The following is a 14157-nucleotide window of genomic DNA, read 5'->3' as shown; positions in this document are numbered from 1 at the left end:
CGACCGCGGGTCCCAATTCCGCTCCAGACGCTTCCTCAAGGCCCTCAAACGCCACGGCCTGACCGGCTCCATGGGCCGCGTGGGGGCATGCGGTGACAACGCGGCAATGGAGTCGTTCTTCGCGCTCCTGCAAAAGAACGTCCTCGACCGACGGTCCTGGAGCACACGAGAGGAACTACGGCTGGCGATCGTGTCCTGGATCCAGGGGAAGTACCACCCCAAACGCCGTCAACGCCAGCTCGGGAAACTCACCCCCGTCGAGTTCGAACTCATCATGAAACCAACCGCAACACTGGCGGCATAAACCCGGAGGTCAACCAAACCTTCAGCAGTCCCGAACGCGAATTCCTGGGTGCCGCCAGGGGTTTCAAGAGGGTACCGTTTCGTTACCCCCTTGCAGTGATCCTTGATGGCCTTGTTCGTGTTGGCGTATCCCAGCGCGGTGGCGGCATCCTTCGCGCAGATGTAGATGTTCTCGCCATCAACGATGGTGCGCAGGTTGCCGAAGTCCGGGTGGGTGTACGAGTTCAGATTGCTGCTCATGTCGAGCCGCCTTCCTGAGAGGCGTCCTCGGCGATGCACCTTGCAAAGCGCTCGTCCTCTCAGGCCCTAGGCGGTCAGAGACAGCAGTTGATAACCCCTCAGCATGAAATCCGGTGGCGCTCGTGGCGCATGTTCCATGCTGAGCAGCCCGGAGTGATGGCCTGGCGCTAGTGTTTGACCCTCATAGTGCCCCCGATCTCGTTACTGTCAGCAGACTCGGGAGTCCCTGTTTCGCTCACGCATGCGTCCTTGGGACAGGGAAGAACCAGTGCGGGGCCGATGAACTCTTCTCAGACTCCTGCCCGCCACGGGCAGTGCGCGCCAGCTCTCAGCGTCGGTGAGGCGGCTAGTGAAGGTCGCGGTCTTCCCAGTCACGCAGGGTGCCGCCCTTCCACCGCCAGGTACCAGGGCCGGAGGTGGAGTTACCCAGTGCGAGAGAGGAAGCGGTCGATGGTGCCATGGCAACATCCCGGGTTACGACGAGCGTGTCGCCTTCTTGGCGGAAGGTGCCATCCGTGATGAGCTTGTCGCGCCGGGCCTGCAGGCTCGCATAGGTGCGTTTCGTGGACTCACTTCGGCCTCGGCCACTCCATCCTGCGACGAGACGTGAGCCTTCCATCAAGAAGAACTCCCCATCCACTATCCGTGCGGACGCGTCTACACCTCGTGCTGGGATGCGGATCCAGAAGATCGGTGAGGTGGCGTCCTCGATCTCGGTGACAGTGCGCTCGTGGTTTGGGCGCGGTGAGCGCAAGATGTTGATGCCCAGCACCGGGAGGATGGATCGGATCTGCTCGAGGAAGGCCTCAGCATCAGACTGCTGGGCCTCGGACAGCTTACGCGGCTTGGGCGTCTGCTTGTTGTCATCCAGGGTGGCGCGCTGGGCGAGTGAGGCGATTTCCACCATCCGATACTCCAGGTAAGCCCAGTAGCCCTCGTTGAACGCCTCCTCGCGCGAGGAGATGAGCACGGCCCTGTCCCACCAGTCCTTCTTGGCGTCATGGTCACGCATGCGCTGTGCGAAGTTCTCAGTCCGGCCGATATAGCAACGCAGCGACTCCAGAGCAGAGTCGTCACTGCCGGTGAGCAGGTAGACGCCGTTGGTCTGAGCATCCGATCGCGTCAGCATCCGGCTGACTGCTGAGCGCGGCCCGGAGAGCACATGCCCGGTCCAGCCTGACACGTCCGCGGTCATCAAGCCGCCAGACTCGCCATCAACGAGGAACAGATCAATGTGCTTGCCACTCATGCACCAATCGTAACGACGCACACACTCGTGGCCGGTGTGCCGAGCCGAACCAGATCAGTCAATCCTTCATATAGAAGCCGCACTCGTACCCGTCTGCATCCAGCGGTAGGCCGTCAGCCCAGGTGGGCAGCCTCGTCATGAGCGTCACGATGTCTTCAACGCTCGCACCGTCTGTGGGTTCGTCGACGACGATCTCGTCGTGAATGTGCATGACGATCCGGTGGCCAGCCGCGTCGACGTGGTGCATGGCGTGGGTGAGGAGGTCTCGGGCGGTTGCTTGAACGAGGTTCTCGGTGAGCTTTCCGCCGTAGGTTTCGATCGGGCCCCATTTACGGGTGGTGCCATCCACCCCGTCGAAGAGAATGCTGGTCATGCCGAAGCGGTTCTCACCCAGGCGCGGCCGTGGGTAGCACAGCTCCCGTCTGGATGGCAGGGCGATAAACAGGCACCCAGAGCGGTAGGACAGGTGGATGCGCCCGACCTGCGTGGGCGTTCGGGTCTCAACTGTGGTGATGGCTGCTTGTTCGATGTCGTGCCAGAACTGCACGACCATAGGGTTGGCATCCCGCCACGCATCCACCAGCGGCTTCAACTCTGACTCGTCCAGCCCCATGCGCAAGGCTCCCATGGCTTTCAGAGCTCCGACCGAGCCGCCGTATCCGCAGGCCAGGACCGCGATCTTCCCTTTCTGGCGTAGCTCGCTGTTGGCTCCGTGTTTCTCGACTGGGACACCGAACATGCGGCTCGCGGTCTGGCAGTAGAGGTCTTTGCCCTCGCGGAACGCCTGTAGGGTTCCTTCTTCTCCGGCGAGCCACGCCAGTACCCTGGCTTCGATTGCGCTGAAGTCAGCGACGATAAACCGGTGGCCCTTGCTGGGGATGAAGGCGGTGCGGATGAGCTGGCTCAGGGTGTCTGGTAGCGGGCTGTAGAGCAGTTCGAGGGCGTCACTGTTGCCTGCGTTGAGGAGGCTGCGGGCAGAAGCGAGGTCGGGCATGTGGTTGCGCGGCAGGTTCTGTACTTGGATGAGCCGTCCGGCGAAGCGTCCGGTACGGCCAGCCCCCATGTACTGGATGAGGCCACGTGCCCGATCATCGCTGCCTGCGACGGTGAGCATGGCCTGGTACTTCTTCACAGACGACCGCGAGAGATCCTGGCGCAGCCGGAGCACCTCAGCGACATCGCCGGTTACCGTCTCGAGGGCGGCCTCCACCTCGGTCTTCGTCAAGGACTCCAGCTCGCAGCCATGGGCGGCTAACCAGTCTTTGAGCTGGATGGGGCTATTGGGGTTCTCCAATCCGGTGAGCTGCTGGGCGCGCGCCAGGCAAGTGTCGCGGTGGCGGCTGTCGACCTCGACCGCGTGGGCGGCAAGCTGGGTGTCGATGCGGACCCCGGTGTCATTGATGCGCTGATCCAACCAGTACGTCTCCCACTCCGCTTCCAGCATGGGGTTGCGGGCAAGCCGAGAGGCGAGTTGGACTTCGACGTCAACGTCGCGGCGGTTGTAGGAGATGTACTGCTGCCAACCCACCGGATCATCGCTGGGCAGCACCCGGATGCCATCCTTGCCGGGGATGGAGAAGCGGCGGATGAGCTTTTGCCCGGCAGGATCTTTCTCGATCGGGAGGCGTAGTGCTTTGGCTGCCCCGTCCAGGCTCATCGGCAAGCCCAGGGAAGCTGCCCACACCATGGTGCAACGCCACCCACGCGGACCCAGAAACCCCTCAGCGAGCAGGTCTGGGTGATGGCGGCGCAGATAGGCGCTCATGCAGACACGCTCGAAGGATGCGTTGAACGCCGACTTCGTAACAGTCGGGTCAGTGAGCGCTTGGAGAATCCCCGGTGGGATGGGCTCACCCCGAGCCAGGTCGATGACCTTAGCGGGTGCCCCGTCAATGCTGTAACCAAACAAGAGGATGCGGAACGCCTCGTCTTCGGCGTACCGGTACACACCCGCGGTGGCGAGGTTGGTGGGACTGAAGGTCTCAAGGTCCAGGGAGAGCGAGCGCATTGGGTGTCCTATCTATAGATGTGGTTGTGGCGGGACACCCACACCTGTCGGTATGAGCGCCCCGCCACTGTGCGATGAGCGGTTAGGCCAGGAAGTCATCCCCAGCGCTGAACGCTGCGAAATCATCAGCAGCCGACGTGCGGCCACCACCCAGCGGCTCGCCATCACGCAGCTTTTGCACGTTGCCGAGCCCGCAGGCGATGCCGCGATTGCCGTTGGTGTTGAAGGCGTAGAAGCTCAGCGAGACGCGGGCGTAGCAGCCGGAGTACATCTCCGCAGGTGAGAGCACCGGGTTGAGGTCCTGGTCGACGACCTCGGGCGGCAGGGTGGAGTTAGCGTTGACGAAGAAACACCCGGCATAGGCTTCGTCGTCACGCTCGGTATCCCCGTCACGCAGCGGGAGCTTGAGGGCGGCCTTGTTCGGGCGCTTGCCACCGAACTTGGCAGTGCCTGCTTCGATGGCGGCGTCGATGGCCCGCTCGATCTTGCCGATCGTCTCCCGATCAGACTTCGGGATGATCAGGGAAACGGAGTACTTGGGTTTGGAGCCCTGGATGGACTGGGGCTCGAAAAGGTGTGCGTAGGACAGTCGGACTTCGCCGGTGACAACGCGAGTCGGATTGGTGTTCATGATTGGGTGACCTCCTTGGTCAGTTGTTGTTTGTGTTGGTGAAATCGGTGGCAGCACTCACGCGGTGCAGTGCTGGTCTCTTGTCGGATTCGGGAACGAGAGTGGGCTTGCCTTCGGGCTTGATGACCAGGTCTCCGAGCGTTTCGGTGAAGGCCCTCTTACCCATGAGGCGTTCCATGGCAGTGATGCCGATCAGGCGCTTGTCCCAGATGTCGCTGTAGCCGGCAGCCTTCGCGGCCTCAGCTACTGCGGCCTCGTCGGTGTATTTGCGGATGGAGCGGCCGGCGGCCACCTTGAACCCGGGGATCTGGGTGCCGGCTCGGGCCTTCGCGAGTGCCCATGCTTCGACGTCGGATGCCCAGGCTTTGAGCTCAGGGATCTTCGCCAGCACATCCGCAACCTCAGCCACAGATAGTTCTGCGGGTGGTGCGAACTCGTGCTTGGCTAGCGCGAGATTCGCTTCCGCACGGGCACGGCACGTACTGGCGATACGGCAGAACTGACACCACGAACCCGCGGCGTACTCACCCTCGCCCCGTGCGGCTAGGTCGGCGATGGGTTTGACCGTGTTCTCGCCCCATGTGATTAGGTCCTGGGTGCTGATCGTCCAGGTCTCGACGTTGGCCCGACGAGGCTGGAAGATGCTCAGCGCGACTTCCTCGATGTTGTGGAGCGCGTCGAACGCGGCCAGAGCGCCGAGCCCGTAGAGCATGAGCTGTGGGTTCTCCACCGGGGACACCTCAACACCCATCCCGTACTTCAGGTCAATGACCTGCAGGGTGGGTTCAGCGACGATCACGCAGTCCCCGGTACCGAAGCCGCCCGGGGCGAGGTGGGAGTAGTCCAGTCGCTGCTCGACATACACCTGCGGATTCGTGCAGTGCTCCCGCGCAGACTCGAGGTGCTGGGCAACGAACTGCACGTAGTCGTCGGTGTAGCCCTCCATCTCCTCATCAATCCACTCAGAGGTGGGGCGCTTCGCCCGGCGCTTCAAAAACCGCAGCAGCTTGTACTCAGCCAGAGCATGCGCAGCCGTACCCTGCAACGCTGCGTCCGACGGGGCGTCAGCCACGCCATCTGTGGCGAGTGCGGAGGGCGGGCAGTGCAGCCACCGGTGAGCACTCGAAGCACTCAAAAGTGCGTGGCTATCAGGCATGGGCGATCTCCTCAGCCCCAGCCATGATCTGGCCAAACTTGGCCGGATCCACCTCTGAGAGAGCCTTCGCACCGGCATCCAGGATGAGCTGGCGCACCTGGGCGGTGAACCCCTGCTGGGACAGCTCCGCCAAGAAAGCGCGCACCTCCTCCAGCGTGTACTCGCGCACCGGCTCGGCAGGCTTGACAGATTCCTCGGCTTCTACGCGTTCTTCGAGCTCGGCATGGAAAGCGGGCTCCTCCAGGCGGGCGGCGGCAACCGGACGGGCACCAGCCAGCGCGTACTCGTCTTCGATACCTTCCCAGCCGTCGGCTTCGAGCGCCTGCCCAACCATGGCCAGGCCCTCCATCATCCGGTTGATGCCCACGATCAGGGCGTTGCGGTGCTGCGGGTTCATGCCGCATCACCACCTGTGCGGTGAAGCTTGCTGCCTGCCGGGTGACGCTTGACCGCGTCAGCCATAGCCATCAGCTCCTCATCCGAACATTCCGCCCCACAGCACGAGGCCTCATCGACCCTGCGCAGCGTCACGTCCCGTACCTCCCGGCCGGGGACCAGAACGGTCACGTCCCGCATGGGACCGAACAACCAGGTCAAGAGCCGCTCTCGCAACCCCACCCGGCCGATGTTGATGGCCTTGGCCGGGTCAGGTTCTCGCGACAGACTCACTGTCACCGTCTTGTGTGTCATCAGCTTCCTCCTTAGAAACTTGGTGGAAGGAAGGTGGTGCCCGGATTGGCTTGATGCTCCTTCCACCCTCAAGGCGGCGACGAGGCCTAGTTGATAACCCCAGGGTCGGACAGCAGTACGCGGAGCTTTTTCTCGGCGCGGTCCCGGATCTTTTTGACCATCGGCTGGGACACGCCCAGCACAGCTGCGATGTCCCGCTGGGAGAGGCCGTAGACACGGGAAGCGACTACTACCTGCCGCTCCCGTTCAGACAATGCGGCTAGTGCTTGGCGCACGGCCAAGCTGGTCGACCATGCGTCGGTGGCATCGTCTGGCGTGGTGGAGGTGTAGATGCCGTTGCGGTAGCCGGATGCGGCGTGCAGGCCGACCTGGCTGGACTCGATGTCCTCATCACTGGGGTCGCTGTCATCGACCGAGAGGAAACCGGTGTGGGTGCGCCAGCGCCGCGACGTGCTGCGCTCCGAGGCATTGAGCTCCTCGAGAATCTCACTCAAAGACCGACGCTCAACCGTGCCGGGATCCTCGGCCTGCGCCAGGCGATTCTGATAATCACCCTCAATCCAGGCATCGACCTCGGCCGGGGTGATACGGAAGCTGGTATCGCGGGTTGCTCGCCGCGCGTCAGCGGCGACCGTGACCTCGAACGCGAGCTTGACAGTGATGTAGTTGTGCGGGGTGGAGGCGTTGCCTGCCATGTTTGGCTCCTGTCGCTTGCTGCGACGGAGGCCCGGCCCCACCTGGACGTTGGTGGAGCGCGAAGATCAACCCGGGGACGAAAACAGGGCAGGCCAACCACCCAGGCATGCGTGCCTGAGCGACTGACCTGCCCTGGACGTCCAGAAGGGCGGATCTCCGCGCGGTTTGTATGGATGTGTGGAAGGCGTGCTGGTACCTGCGACACGCCGGTAACGGGGTCAGAGAAGGCCCCAATGGGTGGGTGTTGGTACTGGTAGATGGCCTAAGTTCGTTCCTCCTCCGTGTCATGCCTGTCGTGACGCGAGGCACGAGAAGCGCTTCGGAGAGGCTCTGGCTCGGTAAAATTCCAAGCATCGAGGTGCTGACGAGGCTCCCATGTCCCGCTCATCAACATAGGGAGGCGGTACCCCCCCCCGTTCTGCACCGCGAATACACCAGAGCGCTACACCAGATCGGCCGGATCTACACCATCTGCTCTCTGGGCGTCGGTACGCAGCGAAGAGTTAGGAGGACGAGGTGAAGTTCTCCGAGCTGTTTGATCTGCTAGAGCCGGCTTTGCGGGCCGCGCCGGGCAGTGAGGTCGCCAAGTATGCGGGCTCTTCAGAGTTGAGTGTGGGGTGAGGCGTCGAGGACTTCCACTTTCTACGCATCGCTGACCCAGAAGAAGACGCCGCCAAGTACGTATACCCGTGCGACAAGACCTACACCGCCCCAGAACCCCCACTGCAGATACAAACTTTTCGACAATTCCTGCGCTACAAGTACGAGATTCACACGCCACACATGTCCCTGCGAGACATGGTTGGCCCCTATGTGCGTCTTGCCGGGCGCGACAACCTCACCCCAAGCCGTGCCCTGCAACAAAGCTCCTCAGATTCACCCACGGACGCCATCATTCGTCTGGAAAAACTCACCGGCTTCTACAGTCAGGTCGAGGGCGATCATCAGGGATTCCAGGACAGCTCGAAAAAGCTCCGGGCCTTCGACCGTGCCGACCATGAGGGCGTGTTCGTGGTTCAGCCCATCAAAGGCACCGAGGCCGAAGCAAAGCGGCGAGAAATCGTCCAACTTCAGCGCAAGTCCGAACAGATCCTGCGCGACGAGGACGAGCGCCTGCTCAAAGACGACGACATGATCACCGGACACAACGCGGAACTGCGTGCAAAGATCCGCGCTCTCCAGAACCAACAAGAAGGCGTGCGAACACAGATCAGCTTCCTTACAGCCAGCCATCCTGAAAGCACCGCCCCGTCGAATGCAGATTGGCATGAACTTGCCGAAATCTTCCCGCAGATCAACACGGACAGGCTCACACAGGTCGCAACATTCCATCAGCGTATTCGCACCCATCTTGCAGCCCAGGCAGAAGATGAAACCCTCCGGCTCCAAGCCGTCGACCAGGCACTCACGTCCCAAATCCGCGACCTGAGCCATCAGCTCATCAAGGAGCGTTCGTCTGCACGCCTGCCCAGGGCTCTCCTTGACCAGTACTCCCAAATTCAGGTTCAAATTCGCAACGTCGACCTGGCGCTTAGGCAGCACGAACGACGCAGTGAACTCGCCGCACAAGCCGAGCAGGCCAAAGAAGCACTCAGCCAGACTCAGGCAGGCGTACTCCCGGAAATCCAATCCCTCATCAACACGCGCTTGGAGGAACTCGCGCATGCGTTAGAAGAGGCAAACCCTCCCAAGCTCACGTTCAACAACTACGACAGCTACACCTTCAACGTTCCCGGCGACGATGGTACCGGCACCGCGTACACATCCATGGTCATGCTCGACCAAGCCATCCTCAGCATCACCGAGCTGCCGTTCCTCATCCACGACACTCCGGTCTGGGCGAACATCTCTAAACCTCGGCAAAGCCGGATCCTGTGCTACCTCGCCAACATGCCCAAACAGTCGTTCTTCGCGCTCGATGCCACCGGCGCCCTGAGCGCGGAAGCCCAAAAAGTCGTCGCTGCCCACACGGTCATCTCGCTCGATGCTGACGAAGAGTCCCTCTTCGGCTACATCACGAGCATGCCCGCTGACGAGCGCCCCACATTCGGGATTCCTTCCCATCGACTGCCCAGGTTCCGCAGGAAGCGTCAAGGCAAGAGCGGCAGTGACGGGCAACTTGAGTTCAACTTCGACGAACTTGACTGACCAATCCGCATGATTCTGGCGCACACACGGCCTCGCCTCACCCCTCCGAGAACGCCGAGAACCGATAATGGAAGATGGCGTGTCTCCTCGCGGCCGCTTCGAGCATCGCGGTGAGACAAACAAGGCAGCCGCGATGCTCCACGCTGGAGCAGGCGAGGAGGATATGTGAGCGAGCAGGTGCAACTAGTCAAGTCCAGGCAGCGTGTGGCCGACCATGGTGAGGTCTTCACCCCGGAATGGATGGTCAACGACATGCTTGACCTGGTCAAGGACGAGTCGGAGCGTATCGATGCTCGCGTCCTTGAGCCTGCCTGTGGCGAGGGCGCCTTCCTCCAAGAGATCCTGCGCCGCAAGCTCGCAACCGTTCACACCCGCTACGGCAAGAACGACTTCGAGCGCCGCCACTACGCACTCCTGGCCCTGATGAGCACTTACGGCATCGAGCTGCTTGCCGACAACGCCGAGATCTGCCGCGCCAACCTCCTCGCCATCTTCACGGACTTCATCGGAGAAGACCCCGACGGCTCGTGGGAATCGGCAGCTCGTGCAGTGCTGGCGATCAACATCGTTCAGGCCGATGCTCTGACCATGACGATCCCCAACGGCGAGCCTCTGACCTTTGCCGAGTGGGGGTACCTCGGGGCGGGAAAGTTCCAGCGACGTGACTTCCAGTATCAGGACCTGACAAAGCGTGCGGCTTTTGGGGAGGACACCTTGTTCGGATCCATGGACATGGCCGAGATCTTCACCCCCGATACGTCATTCCCTCCTATGACTGTGGCCGAGATTGCCGATAAAGGAGCGCAACCAGCATGAGCGTGTCGAACCTCCTGCTGAACAAGCACAACCCTGATGTGCTCACCTGCATCGCGAACCTCTCCAACGATGAAGTGTTTACACCTCCAGAGATGGCTGCAGCCATGCTTGATCTCGCCACCGAAGCATGGGCACGTGACCACGATGGGAGGAACCTGTGGGCGAACCCGAACGCCCGGGTGCTAGATCCGTTCGTGAAGACTGGGGTATTTCTACGGGAGGCGACCCACCGATTCAACGATGGGCTGGCCTCCCTGATTCCGGATCCACAGGAGCGGGTTAACCACATCCTCACCAAGCAGATTTACGGGATCGCGATCACGGAACTCACCGCTCTCATGGCTCGCCGAAGCGTGTACTGCTCGAAGTACGCCAACAGTGAGCACTCCATCTGCACGGCCTTCGACACACCAGAAGGCAACATCTGGTTTGAACGCACCGAACACACCTGGGATGACAAGAGCGGCATGCGCGAGAGCCGCGTCGACCCACTGTCCGGAGAGGAAATCTTTATCCGCACCGGCCGGCGCTGCTCCTACTGCGGGGCTAGGGAAGAAGACTACGGGCGCGGCGAAGATCTTGAGACCCATGCCTACGCCTTCACCCACACTGACGACATAAAGAAACGCGTTAACGAAATATTTGGAGCCAGTATGCATTTTGATCTGATCGTCGGCAATCCCCCTTACCAGCTTTCCGACGGAGGGTTTGGCAAGTCAGCGGCGCCCATCTATCAGGACTTTGTCGAGCAGGCGAAAGCTTTGGATCCCCGCTATTTGACGATGATCATCCCATCCCGGTGGTTCACTGGCGGCAAGGGTCTAGACGAATTTCGCGCCTCGATGCTCAACGATCGACGACTTCGCGCAATCACGGACTATGTCAATGCCTCGGACGTCTTCTCAGGCATTGGCCTCAAGGGCGGAGTGTGTTACTTCCTTTGGAATCGAGACAGCAAAGGTGACTGCACTGTAACAACGCACTTCAAAGATCAAGAACCGTCTGTCGCAACACGCCCGCTACTTGAAGCGGGAACTGAAACCTTTATCCGCTTCAATCAAGGAGTCAGCATTCTCAAGAAAGTTCTTGAAAAGGAAGCACCTGGCTCTTTCGCAGAATTGGTAAGCGCGCGTAAACCGTTCGGTCTCGACACCACATTCAAAGGCAACGACAGACGAAGGAACGAGACGGATTACGTCATCTACCAAAACGGAGGGACGGCATACGTCCCGGCGGAAACCATCCGGTCTGGACACGAGTTCGTCGACTGTTGGAAGTTGTTTGTTGGGCGTGCGGCTCCGGGTACGGGCAACAAGGATACTTATCCGCATCGGATCATTAGCACGCCGTTCCTAGGGAAACCGGGGGAGGTATCTTCCGAGACTTATCTGTGTATCGGGCCTTTCAACAGCGAATCTGAGGCAGCTAGCGCATTGTCCTACCTCAAGTGCCGTTTCACTCGCTTCCTTATCCTCCTGCACAAGGCTTCGCAGGATACAACTCGAAAGGTTTACACGTTCGTTCCGCAACAGTCCTGGGACCGAGAGTGGACGGATAAGGAGTTGTACGCCAAGTACGGGCTCACTGGTGAGGAGATCGCGTTCATTGAGTCCATCGTGCGCCCGATGGAGGATGAGTGATGGCCAGGCGGGATGAGGACCTCCTGCCCTCCAAACCCTCGGCGCGCCTGCGGATCTACGCCTGGTCTCCGAAGAATCCTCCATCCGGCTATGAGGGGCTCATTAAGGTCGGGCAGACCACGAAGGAGGATGTGCGAGAGCGGATCCGTGAGTCGCAGGGGCAGATGCAGCAGGAGTTCACCCTGCACGTCGACATCATTGCGGAGCGTGAGGATGGCAGCATCTTCCGTGACAGGGACGTCATCCAGCGCCTGAAGGCGAAGGGCTTTGCCAATCCTCACTTTGGCTCAGCGACCGAGTGGGTGCGCTGCAAGCCTGCTGATGTGCTCACTGCTATCGCGGAACTGCGCACCGGGGTGGAGTACACGGGCGAGCGCTACCAGACCTTCGCGATGCGCCCCGAGCAAGCCCGTGCTGTCGAACAAACTCTTGCCTATTACAACTCCATCTGGGAAGAAGATCCGGGTGCGGTCCCGCGCTTCTTGTGGAACGCGAAGATGCGCTTCGGCAAGACCTTCACCACCTACCAGCTCGCCAAACGCATGGGCGCCAAACGCGTGCTGGTGGTGACCTTCAAACCTGCCGTCCAAGACGCCTGGCGTGAAGACCTGGCAAGCCACGTGGACTTTGAAGGCTGGCAGTACCTGAGCGCGAAAACCCTCGATGAGGGTGGCGAAGTCAAGGCAGATCAGCCTCTGGTCTACTTCGGCTCTTTCCAGGACCTCCTCGGACGGGACAAGAAGACCGGCCTGATCAAGTCCAAGAACGAGTGGATTCACACTGTCAACTGGGACCTGGTGGTCTTCGACGAGTACCACTTCGGAGCCTGGCGGGAGAACGCCAAAACCCTCTTCGAAGGTGAGGATGAGAAGGAAGCTGCCAAGGAACTCAAGGCTGAGTACCACGAGGGGCTGGTCGCCTTCGATGAAGAGCTCGACGAGCTGGGTAGCGATGAAGAAGACTTTCTTCCCATCACGACCCGCTCCTACCTCTACCTCTCGGGCACACCCTTCAAGGCTCTTGCCACGGGCGAGTTCATCGAGGAGCAGATCTTCAACTGGACCTATACCGACGAACAGCTTGCCAAACGCGAATGGGCGCGTGAGCATCCCGGTGAGTGGAACCCGTATGCCGCGCTACCGGAGATGCGTCTGCTGACCTACCGGATGCCTGATGACCTGGTGGCTATCGCGCACCAGGGTGAGTTTAACGAGTTCGACCTCAACACCTTCTTCGAAGCCACAGGCAGTAATGAGACAGCGCGGTTCGTCCACGAATCTGACGTACAGAAGTGGCTGGACCTTATCCGTGGCGAGCACGCGCCCACACAGATGGACATGCTCAAAGCTGGTGGCCGCCCACCCTTCCCGTACGCGGATGCCCGTCTGCTTCCTTACCTCCAGCACTCGTTCTGGTACTTGCCAAACGTCGCTGCCTGCCAGGCCATGGCGAACCTGCTCGCTGCGCGGCACAACACCTTCTGGCATCAGTACCAGGTGATCGTCGCTGCTGGCGTGGGCGCTGGGGTTGGGGTTGAAGCACTCCCGCCCGTACGTGAGGCAATTGGGGACGGGCACGACACCAAGACCATCACGCTGTCGTGCGGCAAGCTCACCACCGGGGTGACCGTCAAGCAGTGGTCATCAATCCTGATGCTGCGCAACCTCACCAGCCCGGAGTCCTACTTCCAGGCCGCTTTCCGGGTGCAGTCCCCGTGGGCCATCAAGAACCCCAATGGGGATGACCCGAACCGGGAGGAGGTCCTCAAGCCTGTCGGATTCGTTTTCGACTTCGCACCCACGCGCGCTCTGCGCCAGATCGCCGACTACGGCACAGGGCTACATCCCGAGGCGAAGAGCCCCGAACATGCCGTCGCCGAGCTCGTCAACTACCTCCCGGTTCTGGCCTACGACGGTGCCACAATGAAGGAGATCGATGCGGGCGAGGTGCTCGACATCGCTATGTCTGGCACCTCGGCCACCCTCCTGGCGAAGAAGTGGGAGTCCGCGATCCTCGTCAACGTCGACAACATGACGCTCAAGAAGATCATGAACGACGAGCGTGCCATGGAAGCCATCCTCAATATCGAAGGCTTCCGTGCCCTGGGTGTTGACATCTTCGAGACCGTGGTCAACAAGAGTGAATCGGTGTCGAAGATGAAGAAGGAAAAGGGTGACTCGCTGACCAAGAAGGAGAAGAAGGAGCTCACAGCTGAGGAGAAGGAGTACAAGTCCAAGCGCAAGCAGATCCAGGAAAAGCTCATCAAGTTCGCTACCCGGATCCCAGCGTTCATGTACCTGACTGACTTCAGGGAGAACACGCTCTACGACGTCATCACCAAGATCGAACCAGACCTGTTCAAGCGGGTCACCGGTTTGTCCGTGGAGGATTTCAATCTCCTGGTGAACCTGGGGGTCTTCAACTCCATCCACATGAACCAGGCTGTCTTCGCCTTCCGTCGCTATGAGGATGCTTCCCTGTCCTACGTCGGCTACGCCTCCCATGCGGAGCAAAAGCGCCGTGAAGACCTGCGCCAAGTTGGCCTGTACGACACCGTCATTACCCTGAAAGCTGAATGAG

At 60.8% G+C, this 14157-nt stretch carries 13 protein-coding genes; 5 read left to right on the top strand and 8 right to left on the bottom strand.

The features are described 5' to 3' along the window. The coding region (locus CYJ26_RS05815; protein WP_145990768.1) for an integrase core domain-containing protein at positions 1 to 304 on the top strand (304 nt) is incomplete at its 5' end. Here the strand turns inward: CYJ26_RS05815 and CYJ26_RS05810 are convergent. The 8 genes from CYJ26_RS05810 to CYJ26_RS05775 form a co-directional block, all read right to left on the bottom strand. Beyond that, entirely contained in the window at positions 229 to 543 is a 315-nt protein-coding gene (locus CYJ26_RS05810) for a BRO-N domain-containing protein (RefSeq protein ID WP_101638111.1), read from the bottom strand. The two genes, CYJ26_RS05815 and CYJ26_RS05810, sit on opposite strands and share 76 nt — an antisense overlap. A 346-nt stretch (positions 544 to 889) precedes the next feature. Further along, entirely contained in the window at positions 890 to 1792 is a 903-nt protein-coding gene (locus CYJ26_RS05805) for a GIY-YIG nuclease family protein (protein WP_006548639.1), read from the bottom strand. A 58-nt stretch (positions 1793 to 1850) separates the two neighbouring features. Beyond that, positions 1851 to 3800, bottom strand: coding sequence for a DNA polymerase (locus tag CYJ26_RS05800; RefSeq protein WP_101638110.1), 1950 nt, complete (start codon positions 3798 to 3800; stop codon positions 1851 to 1853). A gap of 82 nt (positions 3801 to 3882) precedes the next feature. Then, entirely contained in the window at positions 3883 to 4431 is a 549-nt protein-coding gene (locus CYJ26_RS05795) for a DUF2815 family protein (RefSeq protein WP_394373613.1), read from the bottom strand. 19 nt (positions 4432 to 4450) lie between these two features. Then, positions 4451 to 5587, bottom strand: coding sequence for a DUF2800 domain-containing protein (locus CYJ26_RS05790; protein WP_101638109.1), 1137 nt, complete (start codon positions 5585 to 5587; stop codon positions 4451 to 4453). Continuing rightward, the gene (locus tag CYJ26_RS05785) at positions 5580 to 5984 is read right to left on the bottom strand and encodes a hypothetical protein (protein WP_048685444.1); all 405 of its coding nucleotides are present in this window, start codon (positions 5982 to 5984) and stop codon (positions 5580 to 5582) included. The genes CYJ26_RS05790 and CYJ26_RS05785 overlap by 8 nt, the downstream gene beginning before the upstream one ends. Continuing rightward, the gene (locus CYJ26_RS05780) at positions 5981 to 6277 is read right to left on the bottom strand and encodes a hypothetical protein (RefSeq protein ID WP_101638108.1); all 297 of its coding nucleotides are present in this window, start codon (positions 6275 to 6277) and stop codon (positions 5981 to 5983) included. The genes CYJ26_RS05785 and CYJ26_RS05780 overlap by 4 nt, the downstream gene beginning before the upstream one ends. A gap of 86 nt (positions 6278 to 6363) precedes the next feature. Further along, entirely contained in the window at positions 6364 to 6972 is a 609-nt protein-coding gene (locus CYJ26_RS05775) for a sigma-70 family RNA polymerase sigma factor (RefSeq protein WP_101638107.1), read from the bottom strand. Between the two features lie 784 nt (positions 6973 to 7756). Between CYJ26_RS05775 and CYJ26_RS05770 the strand changes: the two genes are divergently transcribed. From CYJ26_RS05770 to CYJ26_RS05755, 4 genes are all read left to right on the top strand, one after another. Next, the gene (locus CYJ26_RS05770) at positions 7757 to 9121 is read left to right on the top strand and encodes a DUF2326 domain-containing protein (protein WP_101638106.1); all 1365 of its coding nucleotides are present in this window, start codon (positions 7757 to 7759) and stop codon (positions 9119 to 9121) included. 165 nt (positions 9122 to 9286) lie between these two features. Continuing rightward, entirely contained in the window at positions 9287 to 9937 is a 651-nt protein-coding gene (locus tag CYJ26_RS05765; RefSeq protein WP_101638105.1) for an N-6 DNA methylase, read from the top strand. Further along, complete coding sequence (locus CYJ26_RS05760; protein WP_101638104.1) at positions 9934 to 11577, top strand: Eco57I restriction-modification methylase domain-containing protein; 1644 nt, start codon at positions 9934 to 9936, stop codon at positions 11575 to 11577. Before CYJ26_RS05765 ends, CYJ26_RS05760 begins: the two co-directional genes overlap by 4 nt. Then, a complete protein-coding gene (locus CYJ26_RS05755) occupies positions 11577 to 14156 on the top strand; it encodes a DEAD/DEAH box helicase family protein (RefSeq protein WP_101638103.1) in 2580 nt (859 codons plus the stop codon). The genes CYJ26_RS05760 and CYJ26_RS05755 overlap by 1 nt, the downstream gene beginning before the upstream one ends. Position 14157: the final 1 nt, after the last annotated feature.

The sequence above is a fragment of the Actinomyces urogenitalis genome, from assembly GCF_002861525.1.
GTDB lineage: Bacteria > Actinomycetota > Actinomycetes > Actinomycetales > Actinomycetaceae > Actinomyces > Actinomyces urogenitalis.
This window is presented reverse-complemented; position numbering and strand designations above follow the sequence as displayed.